Raw genomic sequence first — 26,727 nt, forward strand, 5'->3', positions numbered from 1 at the left:
ATGAAAAAAAAATACTATTCAGTCTTTAAAGGAATAATGTTTTTGTTGTTAATGTTCTTAGCTAATAATAGTTATGGTCAATCTTATACAATGAATAATACACCTGTGTCAACATGTTCAGGTACTTTTACGGATTCAAATGCATTGTCAGGAGATAGGTATCAAGATGGTGAATCTTTTACTAAAACATTTACAACTAATACGTCAGGAAATGTTTTAAGGTTTGAGTTTAATTCAGATTTTGATATAGAAGATGGAGGGAGTACTTGTCAATATGATTACTTAGAAATTTATGATGGGGCTGATTCAAGTGCTTCATTAATAGGTAGATATTGTGGCGTAACAAGTCCTGGGATAATAACTTCAACAGGGAGTTCATTAACATTTGTGTTTTTTTCAGATGATTTTGGTGGTACTTCAAGTGATGATGTAGTTGGTACAGGTTGGAGTGCAGAAATTAGTTGTGTTGATCCATGTGATGCATTAATATCAGGTAATTTAGATGGAGATGGTGATAATGTGTCAGATATTTGTGATTTAGATAATGATAATGATGGTATTTTAGATACTGCTGAAGGGCTTTGTGAAACATCATATACAGGGCGTTTTTCAACGGCATTATCACCTAGTCTTACAAATGGGGATACAGATCATACTTTTACAAATGTTTTTGCTTCAGGAGTAAATATTAATTTATTAACAACATTTAATAATGTAGGTGGTAATAATATATTTATCAATAATAATGGAACTGGAGGAAATAGGTCAGATGATAGTTTAGTTTTAGGTATGAACGGAAGTGATATATCTAATAATTCTCAAAATTGTTCGGTAGAATTTGTTTTTTCAGAAAATATTCAATTAAATAATTTAGTAATAGGTGATTTAGATAGAAATGATTTTCAAGATGAAGTAAACGTTGAAGCTTTTGATGAAAATAATGCCCCGGTTCAATTAAGCATATCTTTTGGGTCGAACTTGGTTTATGATCAGGTAGAGGATACTTATAAGGCACCTAGTGGTAGTTCAGGTGAGTTTGATGTAACAAACCAATTATCTATAAATTCTTCTAAACACATAAGAAGAATAGTTGTAACTAATAATTTAGGAGATGGAGGAAGTAGTGGAGGTGATCCAGGTTATCAAGCTATTCATTTTTTAGACTTAAATTTTTGTACAGTAAGTGATACCGATAATGACGGTACCCCAGATTATTTAGATTTAGATTCTGATGGTGATGGTTGTTATGATGCTATTGAGGGAGATGAAGATGTTGAGTTTTCGCATTTGGTAGCTTCAGGAATTCATCAAGGAAGAATAAATACAGCAGCAAACGGAGGGGTTAATGGAAATGGTGTACCTAATTTAGTAAATACATCAGGAGCTGCTGACGGAACAAATGATAATCAAGGTCAGGGAGCAGGAACTAGTACTGTAGTTAATACAGCACCAAATGCAGGAAGCTTAAGTGGAGGTACAGCTGTTTGTGAATCTCAAACTTTAGCATTGTCATCTAACGGAGATCCTGGAGGAGTGTGGAGTAGTTCTAATACTTCATTTGCAACTGTAAATACGTCAGGTGTTGTAACAGGAGTAAGTTCAGGTTCTGTAACTATTACTTATACAGTAACATCTGCAGGAGGTTGTGAAGATAGTTCAGATATTGCAGTAACGGTAAATAATACAGAAACTGCAGCAGCAGGAGCTGTAACCCAGCCTACATGTGAAAATGCTGTTGGAACATTCCAAATTACAGGATATAATGCTGCTAATACATATACCTTTACACCAGCAGTGGTAAGTATTTCAGGATCTGGATTGGTAACAGCCAATGCAGCAACGTATACTTTCACGGTAAGAAATGGAGTGGGATGTACATCGGCACCAAGTGCTGATATAATTGTGAATACGCAGCCAAAATCACCAACAGCAGTAATAGCTAATAATCACGGACTTGCGTTAGACTGTACAACACCAAATACTACTTTAACAGCAAGTGGCGGAACGAGTTACTCATGGTCAGATGGATCAACAGTAGTTGGAACAAATGCAGGCTTAACAGTAACAACCGCAGGAACATTTACGGTAACAGTAACAGGAGCTAATGGATGTACAGATACAGCATCAGTAACAACGACATTAGATAATACAGCACCAACAGCAAGCATTACTAATGATAATGGATTGGCATTAAGTTGTTCAGTACCAAGTACTACGTTAACAGCAAGTGGCGGAACGAGTTACTCATGGTCAGATGGATCAACAGTAGTTGGAACAAATGCAGGTTTAACAGTAACAACCGCAGGAACATTTACGGTAACAGTAACAGGAGCTAATGGATGTACAGATACAGCATCAGTAACAACGACATTAGATAATACAGCACCAACAGCTTCTATCACAAACAATAATGGATTGGCATTAAGTTGTTCAGTACCAAGTACTACGTTAACAGCAAGTGGCGGAACGAGTTACTCATGGTCAGATGGATCAACAGTAGTTGGAACAAATGCAGGCTTAACAGTAACAACCGCAGGAACATTTACGGTAACAGTAACAGGAGCTAATGGATGTACAGATACAGCATCAGTAACAACGACATTAGATAATACAGCACCAACAGCTTCTATCACAAACAATAATGGTTTGGCGTTAAGTTGTTCAGTACCAAATACTACGTTAACAGCAAGTGGCGGAACGAGTTACTCATGGTCAGATGGATCAACAGTAGTTGGAACAAATGCAGGCTTAACAGTAACAACCGCAGGAACTTTTACGGTAACAGTAACAGGAGCTAATGGATGTACAGATACAGCATCAGTAACAACGACATTAGATAATACAGCACCAACAGCTTCTATCACAAACGATAATGGTTTGGCATTAAGTTGTTCAGTACCAAATACTACTTTAACAGCAAGTGGCGGAACGAGTTACTCATGGTCAGATGGATCAACAGTAGTTGGAACAAATGCAGGTTTAACAGTAACAACCGCAGGAACATTTACGGTAACAGTAACAGGAGCTAATGGATGTACAGATACAGCATCAGTAACAACGACATTAGATAATACAGCACCAACAGCTTCTATCACAAACGATAATGGTTTGGCATTAAGTTGTTCAGTACCAAATACTACTTTAACAGCAAGTGGGGGAGCGAGTTACTCATGGTCAGATGGATCAACAGTAGTTGGAACAAATGCAGGTTTAACAGTAACAACCGCAGGAACATTTACGGTAACAGTAACAGGAGCTAATGGATGTACAGATACAGCATCAGTAACAACGACATTAGATAATACAGCACCAACAGCTTCTATCACAAACAATAATGGTTTGGCATTAAGTTGTTCAGTACCAAATACTACTTTAACAGCAAGTGGGGGAGCGAGTTACTCATGGTCAGATGGATCAACAGTAGTTGGAACAAATGCAGGTTTAACAGTAACAACCGCAGGAACATTTACGGTAACAGTAACAGGAGCTAATGGATGTACAGATACAGCATCAGTAACAACGACATTAGATAATACAGCACCAACAGCAAGCATTACTAATGATAATGGATTGGCATTAAGTTGTTCAGTACCAAGTACTACGTTAACAGCAAGTGGCGGAACGAGTTACTCATGGTCAGATGGATCAACAGTAGTTGGAACAAATGCAGGCTTAACAGTAACAACCGCAGGAACATTTACGGTAACAGTAACAGGAGCTAATGGATGTACAGATACAGCATCAGTAACAACGACATTAGATAATGCAGCACCAACAGCTTCTATCACAAACGATAATGGTTTGGCGTTAAGTTGTTCAGTACCAAATACTACTTTAACAGCAAGTGGCGGAACGAGTTACTCATGGTCAGATGGATCAACAGTAGTTGGAACAAATGCAGGTTTAACAGTAACAACCGCAGGAACATTTACGGTAACAGTAACAGGAGCTAATGGATGTACAGATACAGCATCAGTAACAACGACATTAGATAATACAGCACCAACAGCAAGCATTACTAATGATAATGGATTGGCATTAAGTTGTTCAGTACCAAATACTACTTTAACAGCAAGTGGCGGAACGAGTTACTCATGGTCAGATGGATCAACAGTAGTTGGAACAAATGCAGGTTTAACAGTAACAACCGCAGGAACATTTACGGTAACAGTAACAGGAGCTAATGGATGTACAGATACAGCATCAGTAACAACGACATTAGATAATACAGCACCAACAGCTTCTATCACAAACAATAATGGTTTGGCATTAAGTTGTTCAGTACCAAATACTACTTTAACAGCAAGTGGGGGAGCGAGTTACTCATGGTCAGATGGATCAACAGTAGTTGGAACAAATGCAGGCTTAACAGTAACAACCGCAGGAACATTTACGGTAACAGTAACAGGAGCTAATGGATGTACAGATACAGCATCAGTAACAACGACATTAGATAATACAGCACCAACAGCTTCTATCACAAACAATAATGGTTTGGCATTAAGTTGTACAACACCAAGTACTACGTTAACAGCAAGTGGTGGAGCGAGTTACTCATGGTCAGATGGATCAACAGTAGTTGGAACAAATGCAGGCTTAACAGTAACAACCGCAGGAACATTTACGGTAACAGTAACAGGAGCTAATGGATGTACAGATACAGCATCAGTAACAACGACATTAGATAATACAGCACCAACAGCAAGCATTACTAATGATAATGGATTGGCATTAAGTTGTTCAGTACCAAGTACTACGTTAACAGCAAGTGGCGGAACGAGTTACTCATGGTCAGATGGATCAACAGTAGTTGGAACAAATTCAGGCTTAACAGTAACAACCGCAGGAACATTTACGGTAACAGTAACAGGAGCTAATGGATGTACAGATACAGCATCAGTAACAACGACATTAGATAATACAGCACCAACAGCTTCTATCACAAACGATAATGGTTTGGCATTAAGTTGTTCAGTACCAAATACTACGTTAACAGCAAGTGGCGGAACGAGTTACTCATGGTCAGATGGATCAACAGTAGTTGGAACAAATTCAGGCTTAACAGTAACAACCGCAGGAACATTTACGGTAACAGTAACAGGAGCTAATGGATGTACAGATACAGCATCAGTAACAACGACATTAGATAATACAGCACCAACAGCTTCTATCACAAACGATAATGGATTGGCATTAAGTTGTTCAGTACCAAATACTACTTTAACAGCAAGTGGCGGAACGAGTTACTCATGGTCAGATGGATCAACAGTAGTTGGAACAAATGCAGGCTTAACAGTAACAACCGCAGGAACATTTACGGTAACAGTAACAGGAGCTAATGGATGTACAGATACAGCATCAGTAACAACGACATTAGATAATACAGCACCAACAGCTTCTATCACAAACAATAATGGATTGGCATTAAGTTGTTCAGTACCAAGTACTACGTTAACAGCAAGTGGCGGAACGAGTTACTCATGGTCAGATGGATCAACAGTAGTTGGAACAAATTCAGGCTTAACAGTAACAACCGCAGGAACATTTACGGTAACAGTAACAGGAGCTAATGGATGTACAGATACAGCATCAGTAACAACGACATTAGATAATACAGCACCAACAGCTTCTATCACAAACGATAATGGTTTGGCATTAAGTTGTTCAGTACCAAATACTACGTTAACAGCAAGTGGCGGAACGAGTTACTCATGGTCAGATGGATCAACAGTAGTTGGAACAAATTCAGGCTTAACAGTAACAACCGCAGGAACATTTACGGTAACAGTAACAGGAGCTAATGGATGTACAGATACAGCATCAGTAACAACGACATTAGATAATACAGCACCAACAGCTTCTATCACAAACGATAATGGATTGGCATTAAGTTGTTCAGTACCAAATACTACTTTAACAGCAAGTGGGGGAGCGAGTTACTCATGGTCAGATGGATCAACAGTAGTTGGAACAAATGCAGGTTTAACAGTAACAACCGCAGGAACATTTACGGTAACAGTAACAGGAGCTAATGGATGTACAGATACAGCATCAGTAACAACGACATTAGATAATACAGCACCAACAGCTTCTATCACAAACAATAATGGATTGGCATTAAGTTGTTCAGTACCAAGTACTATGTTAACAGCAAGTGGCGGAACGAGTTACTCATGGTCAGATGGATCAACAGTAGTTGGAACAAATGCAGGTTTAACAGTAACAACCGCAGGAACATTTACGGTAACAGTAACAGGAGCTAATGGATGTACAGATACAGCATCAGTAACAACGACATTAGATAATACAGCACCAACAGCAAGCATTACTAATGATAATGGATTGGCATTAAGTTGTTCAGTACCAAGTACTACGTTAACAGCAAGTGGCGGAACGAGTTACTCATGGTCAGATGGATCAACAGTAGTTGGAACAAATGCAGGTTTAACAGTAACAACCGCAGGAACATTTACGGTAACAGTAACAGGAGCTAATGGATGTACAGATACAGCATCAGTAACAACGACATTAGATAATACAGCACCAACAGCAAGCATTACTAATGATAATGGATTGGCATTAAGTTGTTCAGTACCAAGTACTACGTTAACAGCAAGTGGCGGAACGAGTTACTCATGGTCAGATGGATCAACAGTAGTTGGAACAAATGCAGGTTTAACAGTAACAACCGCAGGAACATTTACGGTAACAGTAACAGGAGCTAATGGATGTACAGATACAGCATCAGTAACAACGACATTAGATAATGCAGCACCAACAGCTTCTATCACAAACGATAATGGTTTGGCGTTAAGTTGTTCAGTACCAAATACTACTTTAACAGCAAGTGGCGGAACGAGTTACTCATGGTCAGATGGATCAACAGTAGTTGGAACAAATGCAGGCTTAACAGTAACAACCGCAGGAACTTTTACGGTAACAGTAACAGGAGCTAATGGATGTACAGATACAGCATCAGTAACAACGACATTAGATAATACAGCACCAACAGCTTCTATCACAAACGATAATGGTTTGGCATTAAGTTGTTCAGTACCAAATACTACTTTAACAGCAAGTGGGGGAGCGAGTTACTCATGGTCAGATGGATCAACAGTAGTTGGAACAAATGCAGGTTTAACAGTAACAACCGCAGGAACATTTACGGTAACAGTAACAGGAGCTAATGGATGTACAGATACAGCATCAGTAACAACGACATTAGATAATACAGCACCAACAGCTTCTATCACAAACGATAATGGTTTGGCGTTAAGTTGTTCAGTACCAAATACTACTTTAACAGCAAGTGGCGGAACGAGTTACTCATGGTCAGATGGATCAACAGTAGTTGGAACAAATGCAGGTTTAACAGTAACAACCGCAGGAACATTTACGGTAACAGTAACAGGAGCTAATGGATGTACAGATACAGCATCAGTAACAACGACATTAGATAATACAGCACCAACAGCTTCTATCACAAACAATAATGGTTTGGCGTTAAGTTGTTCAGTACCAAGTACTACGTTAACAGCAAGTGGCGGAACGAGTTACTCATGGTCAGATGGATCAACAGTAGTTGGAACAAATGCAGGTTTAACAGTAACAACCGCAGGAACATTTACGGTAACAGTAACAGGAGCTAATGGATGTACAGATACAGCATCAGTAACAACGACATTAGATAATACAGCACCAACAGCAAGCATTACTAATGATCATGGATTGGCATTAAGTTGTACAACACCAAGTACTACGTTAACAGCAAGTGGCGGAACAAGTTACTCATGGTCAGATGGATCAACAGTAGTTGGAACAAATGCAGGCTTAACAGTAACAACCGCAGGAACATTTACGGTAACAGTAACAGGAGCTAATGGATGTACAGATACAGCATCAGTAACAACGACATTAGATAATACAGCACCAACAGCTTCTATCACAAACAATAATGGATTGGCATTAAGTTGTTCAGTACCAAATACTACGTTAACAGCAAGTGGCGGAACGAGTTACTCATGGTCAGATGGATCAACAGTAGTTGGAACAAATGCAGGTTTAACAGTAACAACCGCAGGAACATTTACGGTAACAGTAACAGGAGCTAATGGATGTACAGATACAGCATCAGTAACAACGACATTAGATAATACAGCACCAACAGCTTCTATCACAAACGATAATGGTTTGGCGTTAAGTTGTTCAGTACCAAATACTACGTTAACAGCAAGTGGCGGAACGAGTTACTCATGGTCAGATGGATCAACAGTAGTTGGAACAAATTCAGGCTTAACAGTAACAACCGCAGGAACATTTACGGTAACAGTAACAGGAGCTAATGGATGTACAGATACAGCATCAGTAACAACGACATTAGATAATACAGCACCAACAGCTTCTATCACAAACGATAATGGTTTGGCATTAAGTTGTTCAGTACCAAATACTACTTTAACAGCAAGTGGCGGAACGAGTTACTCATGGTCAGATGGATCAACAGTAGTTGGAACAAATGCAGGCTTAACAGTAACAACCGCAGGAACTTTTACGGTAACAGTAACAGGAGCTAATGGATGTACAGATACAGCATCAGTAACAACGACATTAGATAATACAGCACCAACAGCTTCTATCACAAACAATAATGGATTGGCATTAAGTTGTTCAGTACCAAGTACTACGTTAACAGCAAGTGGCGGAACGAGTTACTCATGGTCAGATGGATCAACAGTAGTTGGAACAAATGCAGGTTTAACAGTAACAACCGCAGGAACATTTACGGTAACAGTAACAGGAGCTAATGGATGTACAGATACAGCATCAGTAACAACGACATTAGATAATACAGCACCAACAGCTTCTATCACAAACGATAATGGATTGGCATTAAGTTGTTCAGTACCAAATACTACTTTAACAGCAAGTGGGGGAGCGAGTTACTCATGGTCAGATGGATCAACAGTAGTTGGAACAAATGCAGGTTTAACAGTAACAACCGCAGGAACATTTACGGTAACAGTAACAGGAGCTAATGGATGTACAGATACAGCATCAGTAACAACGACATTAGATAATACAGCACCAACAGCAAGCATTACTAATGATAATGGATTGGCATTAAGTTGTTCAGTACCAAGTACTACGTTAACAGCAAGTGGCGGAACGAGTTACTCATGGTCAGATGGATCAACAGTAGTTGGAACAAATGCAGGTTTAACAGTAACAACCGCAGGAACATTTACGGTAACAGTAACAGGAGCTAATGGATGTACAGATACAGCATCAGTAACAACGACATTAGATAATGCAGCACCAACAGCTTCTATCACAAACGATAATGGTTTGGCGTTAAGTTGTTCAGTACCAAATACTACTTTAACAGCAAGTGGCGGAACGAGTTACTCATGGTCAGATGGATCAACAGTAGTTGGAACAAATTCAGGCTTAACAGTAACAACCGCAGGAACATTTACGGTAACAGTAACAGGAGCTAATGGATGTACAGATACAGCATCAGTAACAACGACATTAGATAATACAGCACCAACAGCTTCTATCACAAACGATAATGGTTTGGCATTAAGTTGTTCAGTACCAAATACTACTTTAACAGCAAGTGGCGGAACGAGTTACTCATGGTCAGATGGATCAACAGTAGTTGGAACAAATGCAGGTTTAACAGTAACAACCGCAGGAACATTTACGGTAACAGTAACAGGAGCTAATGGATGTACAGATACAGCATCAGTAACAACGACATTAGATAATACAGCACCAACAGCTTCTATCACAAACAATAATGGTTTGGCATTAAGTTGTACAACACCAAATACTACGTTAACAGCAAGTGGGGGAGCGAGTTACTCATGGTCAGATGGATCAACAGTAGTTGGAACAAATGCAGGCTTAACAGTAACAACCGCAGGAACATTTACGGTAACAGTAACAGGAGCTAATGGATGTACAGATACAGCATCAGTAACAACGACATTAGATAATACAGCACCAACAGCAAGCATTACTAATGATAATGGATTGGCATTAAGTTGTTCAGTACCAAGTACTACGTTAACAGCAAGTGGCGGAACGAGTTACTCATGGTCAGATGGATCAACAGTAGTTGGAACAAATGCAGGTTTAACAGTAACAACCGCAGGAACATTTACGGTAACAGTAACAGGAGCTAATGGATGTACAGATACAGCATCAGTAACAACGACATTAGATAATACAGCACCAACAGCTTCTATCACAAACAATAATGGATTGGCATTAAGTTGTTCAGTACCAAGTACTACGTTAACAGCAAGTGGCGGAACGAGTTACTCATGGTCAGATGGATCAACAGTAGTTGGAACAAATGCAGGCTTAACAGTAACAACCGCAGGAACATTTACGGTAACAGTAACAGGAGCTAATGGATGTACAGATACAGCATCAGTAACAACGACATTAGATAATACAGCACCAACAGCTTCTATCACAAACAATAATGGTTTGGCGTTAAGTTGTTCAGTACCAAATACTACGTTAACAGCAAGTGGCGGAACGAGTTACTCATGGTCAGATGGATCAACAGTAGTTGGAACAAATGCAGGCTTAACAGTAACAACCGCAGGAACTTTTACGGTAACAGTAACAGGAGCTAATGGATGTACAGATACAGCATCAGTAACAACGACATTAGATAATACAGCACCAACAGCTTCTATCACAAACGATAATGGTTTGGCATTAAGTTGTTCAGTACCAAATACTACTTTAACAGCAAGTGGCGGAACGAGTTACTCATGGTCAGATGGATCAACAGTAGTTGGAACAAATGCAGGTTTAACAGTAACAACCGCAGGAACATTTACGGTAACAGTAACAGGAGCTAATGGATGTACAGATACAGCATCAGTAACAACGACATTAGATAATACAGCACCAACAGCTTCTATCACAAACGATAATGGTTTGGCATTAAGTTGTTCAGTACCAAATACTACTTTAACAGCAAGTGGGGGAGCGAGTTACTCATGGTCAGATGGATCAACAGTAGTTGGAACAAATGCAGGTTTAACAGTAACAACCGCAGGAACATTTACGGTAACAGTAACAGGAGCTAATGGATGTACAGATACAGCATCAGTAACAACGACATTAGATAATACAGCACCAACAGCTTCTATCACAAACAATAATGGTTTGGCATTAAGTTGTTCAGTACCAAATACTACTTTAACAGCAAGTGGGGGAGCGAGTTACTCATGGTCAGATGGATCAACAGTAGTTGGAACAAATGCAGGTTTAACAGTAACAACCGCAGGAACATTTACGGTAACAGTAACAGGAGCTAATGGATGTACAGATACAGCATCAGTAACAACGACATTAGATAATACAGCACCAACAGCAAGCATTACTAATGATAATGGATTGGCATTAAGTTGTTCAGTACCAAGTACTACGTTAACAGCAAGTGGCGGAACGAGTTACTCATGGTCAGATGGATCAACAGTAGTTGGAACAAATGCAGGCTTAACAGTAACAACCGCAGGAACATTTACGGTAACAGTAACAGGAGCTAATGGATGTACAGATACAGCATCAGTAACAACGACATTAGATAATGCAGCACCAACAGCTTCTATCACAAACGATAATGGTTTGGCGTTAAGTTGTTCAGTACCAAATACTACTTTAACAGCAAGTGGCGGAACGAGTTACTCATGGTCAGATGGATCAACAGTAGTTGGAACAAATGCAGGTTTAACAGTAACAACCGCAGGAACATTTACGGTAACAGTAACAGGAGCTAATGGATGTACAGATACAGCATCAGTAACAACGACATTAGATAATACAGCACCAACAGCAAGCATTACTAATGATAATGGATTGGCATTAAGTTGTTCAGTACCAAATACTACTTTAACAGCAAGTGGCGGAACGAGTTACTCATGGTCAGATGGATCAACAGTAGTTGGAACAAATGCAGGTTTAACAGTAACAACCGCAGGAACATTTACGGTAACAGTAACAGGAGCTAATGGATGTACAGATACAGCATCAGTAACAACGACATTAGATAATACAGCACCAACAGCTTCTATCACAAACGATAATGGTTTGGCATTAAGTTGTTCAGTACCAAATACTACGTTAACAGCAAGTGGGGGAGCGAGTTACTCATGGTCAGATGGATCAACAGTAGTTGGAACAAATGCAGGCTTAACAGTAACAACCGCAGGAACATTTACGGTAACAGTAACAGGAGCTAATGGATGTACAGATACAGCATCAGTAACAACGACATTAGATAATACAGCACCAACAGCTTCTATCACAAACAATAATGGTTTGGCATTAAGTTGTACAACACCAAGTACTACGTTAACAGCAAGTGGTGGAGCGAGTTACTCATGGTCAGATGGATCAACAGTAGTTGGAACAAATGCAGGCTTAACAGTAACAACCGCAGGAACATTTACGGTAACAGTAACAGGAGCTAATGGATGTACAGATACAGCATCAGTAACAACGACATTAGATAATACAGCACCAACAGCAAGCATTACTAATGATAATGGATTGGCATTAAGTTGTTCAGTACCAAGTACTACGTTAACAGCAAGTGGCGGAACGAGTTACTCATGGTCAGATGGATCAACAGTAGTTGGAACAAATTCAGGCTTAACAGTAACAACCGCAGGAACATTTACGGTAACAGTAACAGGAGCTAATGGATGTACAGATACAGCATCAGTAACAACGACATTAGATAATACAGCACCAACAGCTTCTATCACAAACGATAATGGTTTGGCATTAAGTTGTTCAGTACCAAATACTACGTTAACAGCAAGTGGCGGAACGAGTTACTCATGGTCAGATGGATCAACAGTAGTTGGAACAAATTCAGGCTTAACAGTAACAACCGCAGGAACATTTACGGTAACAGTAACAGGAGCTAATGGATGTACAGATACAGCATCAGTAACAACGACATTAGATAATACAGCACCAACAGCTTCTATCACAAACGATAATGGATTGGCATTAAGTTGTTCAGTACCAAATACTACTTTAACAGCAAGTGGCGGAACGAGTTACTCATGGTCAGATGGATCAACAGTAGTTGGAACAAATGCAGGCTTAACAGTAACAACCGCAGGAACATTTACGGTAACAGTAACAGGAGCTAATGGATGTACAGATACAGCATCAGTAACAACGACATTAGATAATACAGCACCAACAGCTTCTATCACAAACAATAATGGATTGGCATTAAGTTGTTCAGTACCAAGTACTATGTTAACAGCAAGTGGCGGAACGAGTTACTCATGGTCAGATGGATCAACAGTAGTTGGAACAAATGCAGGTTTAACAGTAACAACCGCAGGAACATTTACGGTAACAGTAACAGGAGCTAATGGATGTACAGATACAGCATCAGTAACAACGACATTAGATAATACAGCACCAACAGCAAGCATTACTAATGATAATGGATTGGCATTAAGTTGTTCAGTACCAAGTACTACGTTAACAGCAAGTGGCGGAACGAGTTACTCATGGTCAGATGGATCAACAGTAGTTGGAACAAATGCAGGTTTAACAGTAACAACCGCAGGAACATTTACGGTAACAGTAACAGGAGCTAATGGATGTACAGATACAGCATCAGTAACAACGACATTAGATAATACAGCACCAACAGCAAGCATTACTAATGATAATGGATTGGCATTAAGTTGTTCAGTACCAAGTACTACGTTAACAGCAAGTGGCGGAACGAGTTACTCATGGTCAGATGGATCAACAGTAGTTGGAACAAATGCAGGCTTAACAGTAACAACCGCAGGAACATTTACGGTAACAGTAACAGGAGCTAATGGATGTACAGATACAGCATCAGTAACAACGACATTAGATAATACAGCACCAACAGCTTCTATCACAAACAATAATGGTTTGGCATTAAGTTGTTCAGTACCAAATACTACTTTAACAGCAAGTGGGGGAGCGAGTTACTCATGGTCAGATGGATCAACAGTAGTTGGAACAAATGCAGGCTTAACAGTAACAACCGCAGGAACATTTACGGTAACAGTAACAGGAGCTAATGGATGTACAGATACAGCATCAGTAACAACGACATTAGATAATACAGCACCAACAGCTTCTATCACAAACAATAATGGTTTGGCATTAAGTTGTTCAGTACCAAGTACTACGTTAACAGCAAGTGGCGGAACGAGTTACTCATGGTCAGATGGATCAACAGTAGTTGGAACAAATGCAGGCTTAACAGTAACAACCGCAGGAACTTTTACGGTAACAGTAACAGGAGCTAATGGATGTACAGATACAACATCAGTAACAACGACATTAGATAATACAGCACCAACAGCTTCTATCACAAACGATAATGGATTGGCATTAAGTTGTTCAGTACCAAATACTACTTTAACAGCAAGTGGCGGAACGAGTTACTCATGGTCAGATGGATCAACAGTAGTTGGAACAAATGCAGGTTTAACAGTAACAACCGCAGGAACATTTACGGTAACAGTAACAGGAGCTAATGGATGTACAGATACAGCATCAGTAACAACGACATTAGATAATACAGCACCAACAGCAAGCATTACTAATGATAATGGATTGGCATTAAGTTGTTCAGTACCAAATACTACTTTAACAGCAAGTGGCGGAACGAGTTACTCATGGTCAGATGGATCAACAGTAGTTGGAACAAATGCAGGCTTAACAGTAACAACCGCAGGAACATTTACGGTAACAGTAACAGGAGCTAATGGATGTACAGATACAGCATCAGTAACAACGACATTAGATAATACAAATCCAGTAGCAGGTTTAACAAGTAGTGATACAGATAATACAATTTGTGAAAACGAAAGTGTAACATTTACAGCAACCGGAGGGAATGAATACGAGTTTTATGTAGATGGTGTAAGTATTCAGGCACAATCAACTGTAACTACTTACACTACAACAGTGCTAACAAATGGAGAGGAAGTCACAGTTAGAGTTGTAAATACAACAACTGGATGTGAGGCTACTAGTACAGGAATAACAACAACAGTTTCTTCTACAGGTATATGTTTAGATACAGATGATGACGGAATCGCAGATGTAGATGATGTAGATGACGATAATGATGGAATTCCAGATACAGCAGAAGGAACCGGAGATACCGATGGCGATGGTATACCAGATAGTTTAGATTTAGATAGTGATAATGACGGAATTTTAGATGTAAATGAAGGCGGAAACGGCGATTTAGATACTAATAATGACGGAGTTATTGACGCAAACGATACAGGTTTTGCCGATGCAAATGGCGATGGTCAAGCAGACGCATCAGTAGATGCAGATGAAGAGCCAGATACGGATGGTGATGGAGTACCAGATTATCAAGATTTAGATAGTGATAATGACGGAATCAATGACGTTATCGAAGATGGAAATGTAGATGCAAACAATGATGGAATCGCAGATGGAGCCGATGCCGATGGAGACGGAATTGTAGATAGTGCAGATGCAGACGATGCTAACTTCGGAGAAGGAAATGGAGGAGAGCCAGATAATACAGACAGTGATGGTGATGGAGTACCAGATTATCAAGATTTAGATAGTGATGATGACGGAATCAATGATGTTGTAGAAGGCGGAAATGATGATAGTGATGGAAACGGACAAGTTGATGGACCAGATAGTGATGGAGACGGAATTTTAGATGATGTTGATCAAGACAATGGAAACTTCGGAGATACAGGAAATACAGATGTAAATGACACAGATCCAACAGACCCAACCGATGGAGGAAACGGAACTGTAGGAGATAGTGGAACAGATGCAGATGGCGATGGTATTGCAGACAGTGTAGATGGAGATGATACTACATTTGGAGATGCAATTGACACCGACGGAGATGGAATCGCAGATGTAGATGATGTAGATGACGATAATGATGGAATTCCAGATACAGCAGAAGGAACCGGAGATACCGATGGTGATGGTATACCAGATAGTTTAGATTTAGATAGTGATAATGACGGAATTTTAGATGTAAATGAAGGAGGCGATGGAGCTTTAGACACGAACAATGACGGAGTTATTGACGCAAACGATACAGGTTTTTCCGATGCAAATGGCGATGGTCAAGCAGACGCATCAGTAGATACAGATGAAGAGCCAGATACGGATGGTGATGGAGTACCAGATTATCAAGATTTAGATAGTGATAATGACGGAATCAATGACGTTATCGAAGATGGAAATGTAGATGCAAACAATGATGGAATCGCAGATGGAGCCGATGCCGATGGAGACGGAATTGTAGATAGTGCAGATGCAGACGATGCTAACTTCGGAGAAGGAAACGGAGGAGAGCCAGATAATACAGACAGTGATGGAGATGGCGTACCAGATTATCAAGATTTAGATAGTGATGACGACGGAATCAACGATGTTGTAGAAGGCGGAAATGATGATAGTGATGGAAACGGACAAGTTGATGGAAATGATAGTGATGGAGATGGAATTTTAGATGATGTTGATCAAGACAATGGAAACTTTGGAGATTTAGGAAATACAGATGTAAATGACACAGACCCAACCGACCCAACCGATGGAGGAAACGGAACTGTAGGAGATAGTGGAACAGATGCAGATGGCGATGGTATTGCAGACAGTGTAGATGGAGATGATACTACATTTGGAGATGCAATTGACACCGACGGAGATGGAATCGCAGATGTAGATGATGTAGATGACGATAATGATGGAATTCCAGATACAGCAGAAGGAACCGGAGATACCGATGGCGATGGTATACCAGATAGTTTAGATTTAGATAGTGATAATGACGGAATTTTAGATGTAAATGAAGGCGGAAACGGCGATTTAGATACTAATAATGACGGAGTTATTGACGCAAACGATACAGGTTTTGCCGATGCAAATGGCGATGGTCAAGCAGACGCATCAGTAGATGCAGATGAAGAGCCAGATACGGATGGCGATGGTGTACCAGATTATCAAGATTTAGATAGTGATAATGACGGAATCAATGACGTTATCGAAGATGGAAATGTAGATGCAAACAATGATGGAATCGCAGATGGAGCCGATGCCGATGGAGACGGAATTGTAGATAGTGCAGATGCAGACGATGCTAACTTCGGAGAAGGAAATGGAGGAGAGCCAGATAATACAGACAGTGATGGTGATGGAGTACCAGATTATCAAGATTTAGATAGTGATGATGACGGAATCAATGATGTTGTAGAAGGAGGAAATAATGATAGTGATGGAAACGGACAAGTTGATGGACCAGATAGTGATGGAGACGGAATTTTAGATGATGTTGATCAAGACAATGGAAACTTCGGAGATACAGGAAATACAGATGTAAATGACACAGATCCAACAGACCCAACCGATGGAGGAAACGGAACTGTAGGAGATAGTGGAACAGATGCAGATGGCGATGGTATTGCAGACAGTGTAGATGGAGATGATACTACATTTGGAGATGCAATTGACACCGACGGAGATGGAATCGCAGATGTAGATGATGTAGATGACGATAATGATGGAATTCCAGATACAGCAGAAGGAACCGGAGATACCGATGGTGATGGTATACCAGATAGTTTAGATTTAGATAGTGATAATGACGGAATTTTAGATGTAAATGAAGGCGGAAACGGCGATTTAGATACTAACAATGACGGAGTTATTGACGCAAACGATACAGGTTTTTCCGATGCAAATGGCGATGGTCAAGCAGACGCATCAGTAGATGCAGATGAAGAGCCAGATACGGATGGTGATGGAGTACCAGATTATCAAGATTTAGATAGTGATAATGACGGAATCAATGATGTTATCGAAGATGGAAATGTAGATGCAAACAATGATGGAATCGCAGATGGAACTGATGCCGATGGAGACGGAATTGTAGATAGTGCAGATGCAGACGATGCTAACTTCGGAGAAGGAAACGGAGGAGAGCCAGATAATACAGACAGTGATGGTGATGGAGTACCAGATTATCAAGATTTAGATAGTGATGATGACGGAATCAATGATGTTGTAGAAGGAGGAAATAATGATAGTGATGGAGACGGACAAGTTGATGGACCAGATAGTGATGGAGACGGAATTTTAGATGATGTTGATCAAGACAATGGAAACTTCGGAGATACAGGAAATACAGATGTAAATGACACAGATCCAACAGACCCAACCGATGGAGGAAACGGAACTGTAGGAGATAGTGGAACAGATGCAGATGGCGATGGTATTGCAGACAGTGTAGATGGAGATGATACTACATTTGGAGATGCAATTGACACCGACGGAGATGGAATCGCAGATGTAGATGATGTAGATGACGATAATGATGGAATTCCAGATACAGCAGAAGGAACCGGAGATACCGATGGTGATGGTATACCAGATAGTTTAGATTTAGATAGTGATAATGACGGAATTTTAGATGTAAATGAAGGCGGAAACGGCGATTTAGATACTAATAATGACGGAGTTATTGACGCAAACGATACAGGTTTTGCCGATGCAAATGGCGATGGTCAAGCAGACGCATCAGTAGATGCAGATGAAGAGCCAGATACGGATGGTGATGGTGTACCAGATTATCAAGATTTAGATAGTGATAATGACGGAATCAATGACGTTATCGAAGATGGAAATGTAGATGCAAACAATGATGGAATCGCAGATGGAACTGATGCCGATGGAGACGGAATTGTAGATAGTGCAGATGCAGACGATGCTAACTTCGGAGAAGGAAACGGAGGAGAGCCAGATAATACAGACAGTGATGGTGATGGCGTACCAGATTATCAAGATTTAGATAGTGATGATGACGGAATCAATGATGTTGTAGAAGGAGGAAATGATGATAGTGATGGAAACGGACAAGTTGATGGACCAGATAGTGATGGAGACGGAATTTTAGATGAAGTTGATGAGGATGACGGAAACTTCGGAGATACAGGAAATTCAAATGTAAATGACACCGACCCAACAGACCCAACCGATGGAGGAAACGGAACTGTAGGAGATAGTGGAACAGATACTGATGGCGATGGTATTGCAGACAGTGTAGATGGAGATGATACTACATTTGGAGATGCAATAGACACCGACGGAGATGGAGTCGCAGATGTAGATGATGTAGATGACGATAATGATGGAATTCCAGATACAGCAGAAGGAACCGGAGATACCGATGGCGATGGTATACCAGATAGTTTAGATTTAGATAGTGATAATGACGGAATTTTAGATGTAAATGAAGGCGGAAACGGCGATTTAGATACTAATAACGATGGAATTATTGACACTAATGATGGCGCATCAGGAGCAGATGCAGATGGCGATGGTCAAGCAGACGCATCAGTAGATGCAGATGAAGAGCCAGATACGGATGGTGATGGCGTACCAGATTATCAAGATTTAGATAGTGATAATGACGGAATCAATGACGTTATCGAAGATGGAAATGTAGATGCAAACAATGATGGAATCGCAGATGGAACTGATGCCGATGGAGACGGAATTGTAGATAGTGCAGATGCAGACGATGCTAACTTCGGAGAAGGAAACGGAGGAGAGCCAGATAATACAGACAGTGATGGAGATGGCGTACCAGATTATCAAGATTTAGATAGTGATGATGACGGAATCAATGATGTTGTAGAAGGAGGAAATAATGATAGTGATGGAAACGGACAAGTTGATGGACCAGATAGTGATGGAGACGGAATTTTAGATGATGTTGATCAAGACAATGGAAACTTCGGAGATACAGGGAATTCAAATGTAAATGACACAGACCCAACAGATCCAACCGATGGAGGAAACGGAACTGTAGGAGATAGTGGAACAGATGCAGATGGCGATGGTATTGCAGACAGTGTAGATGGAGATGATACTACATTTGGAGATGCAATTGACACCGACGGAGATGGAATCGCAGATGTAGATGATGTAGATGACGATAATGATGGAATTCCAGATACAGCAGAAGGAACCGGAGATACCGATGGTGATGGTATACCAGATAGTTTAGATTTAGATAGTGATAATGACGGAATTTTAGATGTAAATGAAGGCGGAAACGGCGATTTAGATACTAATAATGACGGAGTTATTGACGCAAACGATACAGGTTTTGCCGATGCAAATGGCGATGGTCAAGCAGACGCATCAGTAGATGCAGATGAAGAGCCAGATACGGATGGTGATGGTGTACCAGATTATCAAGATTTAGATAGTGATAATGACGGAATCAATGACGTTATCGAAGATGGAAATGTAGATGCAAACAATGATGGAATCGCAGATGGAGCCGATGCCGATGGAGACGGAATTGTAGATAGTGCAGATGCAGACGATGCTAACTTCGGAGAAGGAAACGGAGGAGAGCCAGATAATACAGACAGTGATGGTGATGGAGTACCAGATTATCAAGATTTAGATAGTGATGATGACGGAATCAATGATGTTGTAGAAGGCGGAAATGATGATAGTGATGGAAACGGACAAGTTGATGGACCAGATAGTGATGGTGACGGAATTTTAGATGATGTTGATCAAGACAATGGAAACTTCGGAGATACAGGGAATTCAAATGTAAATGATACAGACCCAACCGACCCAACCGATGGAGGAAACGGAACTGTAGGAGATAGTGGAACAGATACTGATGGAGATGGAATCGCAGATAGTGTAGATGGAGATGATACTACATTTGGAGATGCAATTGACACCGACGGAGATGGAATCGCAGATGTAGATGATGTAGATGATGATAATGATGGAATTCCAGATACAGCAGAAGGAACCGGAGATACCGATGGTGATGGTATACCAGATAGTTTAGATTTAGATAGTGATAATGACGGAATTTTAGATGTAAATGAAGGAGGCGATGGAGCTTTAGATACTAATAATGACGGAGTTATTGACGCAAACGATACAGGTTTTGCCGATGCAAATGGCGATGGACAAGCAGATGCATCAGTAGATGCAGATGAAGAGCCAGATACGGATGGTGATGGTGTACCAGATTATCAAGATTTAGATAGTGATAATGACGGAATCAATGACGTTATCGAAGATGGAAATGTAGATGCAAACAATGATGGAATCGCAGATGGAGCTGATGCCGATGGAGACGGAATTGTAGATAGTGCAGATGCAGACGATGCTAACTTCGGAGAAGGAAACGGAGGAGAGCCAGACAATACAGACAGTGACGGAGATGGCGTACCAGATTATCAAGATTTAGATAGTGATGACGACGGAATCAACGATGTTGTAGAAGGAGGAAATGGAGATTCAGATGCAAATGGAGACGGACAAGTTGATGGACCAGATAGTGATGGTGACGGAATTTTAGATGATGTTGATCAAGACAATGGAAACTTCGGAGATACAGGGAATTCAAATGTAAATGACACAGATCCAACAGACCCAACCGATGGAGGAAACGGAACTGTAGGAGATAGTGGAACAGATGCAGATGGCGATGGTATTGCAGACAGTGTAGATGGAGATGATACTACATTTGGAGATGCAATTGACACCGACGGAGATGGAATCGCAGATGTAGATGATGTAGATGATGATAATGATGGAATTCCAGATACAGCAGAAGGAACCGGAGATACCGATGGCGATGGTATACCAGATAGTTTAGATTTAGATAGTGATAATGACGGAATTTTAGATGTAAATGAAGGCGGAAACGGCGATTTAGATACTAATAATGACGGAGTTATTGACGCAAACGATACAGGTTTTGCCGATGCAAATGGCGATGGTCAAGCAGACGCATCAGTAGATGCAGATGAAGAGCCAGATACAGATGGTGATGGTGTACCAGATTATCAAGATTTAGATAGTGATAATGACGGAATCAATGACGTTATCGAAGATGGAAATGTAGATGCAAACAATGATGGAATCGCAGATGGAGCCGATGCCGATGGAGACGGAATTGTAGATAGTGCAGATGCAGACGATGTTAACTTCGGAGAAGGAAACGGAGGAGAGCCAGATAATACAGATAGTGATGGTGATGGCGTTCCAGATTATCAAGATTTAGATAGTGATGACGACGGAATCAATGATGTTGTAGAAGGCGGAAATGATGATAGTGATGGAAACGGACAAGTTGATGGACCAGATAGTGATGGAGACGGAATTTTAGATGAAGTTGATGAGGATGACGGAAACTTTGGTGATGCAGGAAATACAGATGTAAATGACACAGACCCAACAGACCCAACCGATGGAGGAAACGGAACTGTAGGAGATAGTGGAACAGATGCAGATGGCGATGGTATTGCAGACAGTGTAGATGGAGATGATACTACATTTGGAGATGCAATTGACACCGACGGAGATGGAATCGCAGATGTAGATGATGTAGATGACGATAATGATGGAATTCCAGATACAGCAGAAGGAACCGGAGATACCGATGGCGATGGTATACCAGATAGTTTAGATTTAGATAGTGATAATGACGGAATTTTAGATGTAAATGAAGGAGGAGATGGAGCTTTAGACACAAATAATGACGGAGTTATTGACGCAAACGATACAGGTTTTGCCGATGCAAATGGTGATGGTCAAGCAGATGCATCAGAAAACGCAGGAAACGAAGAACCAGATACAGATGGTGATGGTGTACCAGATTATCAAGATTTAGATAGTGATAATGACGGAATCAACGATGTTATTGAAGATGAAAATGTAGATGCAAACAGTGATGGTATTGCAGATGGAATAGATACAGATGGTGACGGAATTGTAGATAGTGTAGATGCAGATGATTCAGTATTTGGCGAAGGTGATAATGGAGAACCAGATAACACAGATACCGATGGCGATGGCGTACCAGATTATCAAGATTTAGATAGTGATGATGACGGAATCAACGATGTTGTAGAAGGAGGGAATGGAGATTCAGATGCAAATGGAGACGGACAAGTTGATGGATCAGATAATGATGGAGATGGTATTTTAGATGATGTTGATCAAGACAATGGAAACTTTGGAGATACAGGAAATTCAGATGTAAATGACACAGATCCAACAGACCCAACCGATGGAGGAAACGGAACTGTAGGAGATAGTGGAACAGATACAGATGGTGATGGAATTGCAGATAGTGTTGATGGATTAGATGGATTTGGAGATGCTTTAGATTTAGATACTTGTGTAGAAGTTTACAATGAGTTTTCACCTAATGGAGATGGTATAAATGATCAATTAGTAATTGGTTGTATTGAGAATTTCCCTAATAATACTTTAGAAATATTTAATAGATGGGGTAATACAGTGTTTAAAGCTAAAGGATACAACAATACAACTAAAGTATTTGAAGGAGTATCTAATGGTCGAGTAAATATAAATGTATCTGAAAAATTACCAGTCGGAACATATTTTTATGTATTAGATTTAGGTAATGGATCTAAAGTTAAAAAAGGTTGGATTTATATTAATAGATAATTAATATTTTTGCAAAGAAATTAATTGATGAAAATTTTATATCGTATGAAATTATTTTTAAGTATTATCTTGGTTTGTATTATAACAGGTATGCAAGCGCAACAAGATCCTCAATACACACAATACATGTATAATACAATGAGTGTAAATCCTGCATATGCTGGCTCTAAAGGTTATGGTAGCATAACTGCTATTGGAAGAATGCAATGGGTAGGTTTTGAAGGAGCTCCTAACACACAAAACTTAAGTTATGATACTCCAATAGGATATTCAGGTTTAGGTTTAGGAATAAATTTAGTAAACGATGAAATAGGTCCATCGAGTGAATTTTATATAGATGCAAATTTATCTTATACTATTGAAACAGGCGAAGAAGGTAACTTAGCCTTTGGTTTACGTTTAGGAGGTAGGTTTTTAAATATTGATTGGAGTAAAGGAACTGCAAATCAAAACGAGCAAATTTTTGGCGAAAATGTCAACAAGTTTTTACCAACAGTTGGAGCCGGAATTTACTATCACGAACCAGATTGGTATGTAGGTTTATCTGTGCCTAATATTTTAAGAATAGAGCACTATGATGAAAGTATAGCAAATGCACAAACAACAGCTGTAGAAAGAATGCACTTTTTCTTTATTGCAGGTTATGTATATGATATAAATGAAGATTTAAAATTTAAACCAGCAGCACTTTTAAAAGCAGTTTCTGGTGCCCCTTTATCTTTAGATATATCTGCAAATTTGTTATTTAATGAAAAATTTAGAGCAGGTTTAGCTTGGAGATGGGACGATTCGATAAGTGCTCTTCTAGGTTTTCAAGTATCTGAAAAAATGCTAATAGGTTATTCATACGATTTAACAACCTCTAATTATAATGTAACTAACTCAGGAACACACGAAATAATGTTACAGTATGATATGTTAAGGAATACAAGGTATAGATCCCCTCGATTCTTTTAAAAAAATATTCTATGAAATTAAAAAAAGTGTTACTATTAACTATTTTAATAGTAACAATGAAAAGTTTTGGGCAAAGCAAAAAAGTTGCTGATCGCTATTTTAATGAATTTTCATACATACAATCAGCAAAACTGTATAAAGCTTTAGTTGAAAAAAAAGGAGACACTTCTAAACATGTAATAAGTCGTTTAGCGGAATCTTATTATAATAATGCCCAAACTGAACAAGCAGAATTTTGGTATAAAAAGTTAGGGGAAATTTATAAAGAAAAACTAGAAGAAAAATATTTATTTAAATATGCTCAAGTATTAAGGAGTAATGGTAAATATAAAAAGTCAGATTCAATATTTTTAACATTAGCTTCTTCTGATAAAAATAATAGAAAAGTAGAACTTCAAAAAGAAGATTATTTGTCTGATTATTCTACAAATGAAATCCGAATTGGTGTTAGAAATTTAGCTATCAATACTGAATTTTCTGATTTTGGAGGATTTTTATTAAACGGAAAATCATATTACACGTCAGCAACTCCTAAAGGAGGAAAAAAAGAACGTATTTATAAATGGAACAATCAACCATTTTTAAATATTTATAAAGCTGATGAAGAAATTAAATCGTTAGAAGAAAGCGAAAAAGATACCGTTTTAACTTTAGTAAATCGTAGTTTAATAGATGTTCCAATTACATCTGATTTTCACGAATCTACTCCAGTTTTTACAAAAGATGGTAAAACTATTTATTTCACTAGAAATAATGTAAATGGAAAAAAGGCGAGAAGAGATAAAAAAAACACATCAAATTTAAAAATATATACCGCTAGTTTTGTTAACGGATATTGGGTAAATGTAAAAGAGTTACCATTTAATAACGACGAATATTCTGTTGGGCATCCAGCTTTAAGTCCAGACGAAAAAAACTTGTATTTTGTTTCTAACATGCCAGGTGGTTTTGGTGTTACAGATATATATAAAGTAGCTATTTTAGGTAATGATGAATATGGAGATCCTGTAAATTTAGGAGAAACTATTAATACTTCTGATAAGGAAATGTTTCCTTTTATAAGTGAAGATAATACATTGTATTTTTCATCAAACGGACATTTAGGTTTAGGGCTTTTAGATATTTTTCAATCAAAAATAGAAAAAGATACGATATACTCTAAAGCAGAAAATTTAGGGCATCCATTTAATAGTAAAAGAGATGATTTTTCTTTTTATATAGATGAAGAAGGTAAAAAAGGATTCTTTTCATCTAATAGAGATGGAGGTAAAGGAGATGATGATATTTATAGTTTTTATATGTATACAGATCCTCCAATTTGTGCAGAATCTATTAACGGTGTCGTAACAGAAACTATAAATAATACGCCAGTTGATGGGGCATTAATTAAGTTGATTAATAACGAAGGTCAGGTTGTAAAAGAAACACTATCTGATAGTAATGGTAACTATGTTTTTGATGAAATATTATGTGACAATACTTTAACCGTTATAGCAAGTAAATTAGACCATAAATCAACAAATAAAAAAACTGTCTCTATAATTAAAGGGCAAACAAGTAAAGCCAATTTAGAATTGATTCCTTTAATTGTTGGAGATCAAATTGTTATTAATCCTATATATTTTGACTATGGAAAGTCAATTATTAGAGAAGATGCTCAATACGAACTAGAAAGTATAATAACAGTAATGAATAATCATCCAGAAGTGATTATTAAAATCGAATCACATACTGATAGTAGAGGGACAAGAGAGTCGAATAGAAGATTATCAGACAGAAGAGCTAAATCTACAAGAGATTATATTTTATCAAGAGGAATTAATAAAAAGAGAATTTTAAGTGCTGTTGGTTACGGAGAAGACCAATTATTAAATAAATGTAATGATGCGAATAAAAATAAGTGTACAGAGGAAGAGCATCAAGAAAATAGACGTTCCTACTTTTTTATTCTTAAAGGGGTAGAAAAAATTAAAGCAAGACAGGAAGCAAAAAAAATAGCAGCTCAAAAAAGAATAAAGAAAAAAACTAATTTCTTACAATTTTTAAAACGAAGCTTTAAAAAATCAGGAAGAAAAGCATCAGCAACAGATAAGTGTGTTAAAGGAGCTGAAGAAAATTGTGATAAAGATAAAAAGAACTTTAAAATAAATTACAAAAATTAATTTGAGTTCCCCCTAAATTTAAGCATGTTATGCT

3 protein-coding genes are annotated in these 26,727 nt (G+C 38.9%); all 3 read left to right on the plus strand.

The genetic code is table 11. The features are described from left to right. The 3 genes from ACN5J5_RS09780 to ACN5J5_RS09790 are packed head-to-tail and all read left to right on the plus strand — an operon-like array spanning position 1 to position 26,693. Positions 1-23,574: a gliding motility-associated C-terminal domain-containing protein gene (locus ACN5J5_RS09780; protein WP_418644723.1), complete on the plus strand. Its 23,574-nt coding sequence runs from the start codon at positions 1-3 to the stop codon at positions 23,572-23,574. Between the two features lie 45 nt (positions 23,575-23,619). Continuing rightward, complete coding sequence (locus ACN5J5_RS09785; RefSeq protein ID WP_418644724.1) at positions 23,620-24,531, plus strand: type IX secretion system membrane protein PorP/SprF; 912 nt, start codon at positions 23,620-23,622, stop codon at positions 24,529-24,531. An 11-nt stretch (positions 24,532-24,542) separates the two neighbouring features. Then, entirely contained in the window at positions 24,543-26,693 is a 2,151-nt protein-coding gene (locus ACN5J5_RS09790) for an OmpA family protein (protein WP_418644725.1), read from the plus strand. Positions 26,694-26,727 lie beyond the last annotated feature (34 nt).

The sequence above is a fragment of the Tenacibaculum insulae genome (assembly GCF_964512435.1).
Classification (GTDB): domain Bacteria; phylum Bacteroidota; class Bacteroidia; order Flavobacteriales; family Flavobacteriaceae; genus Polaribacter; species Polaribacter insulae_A.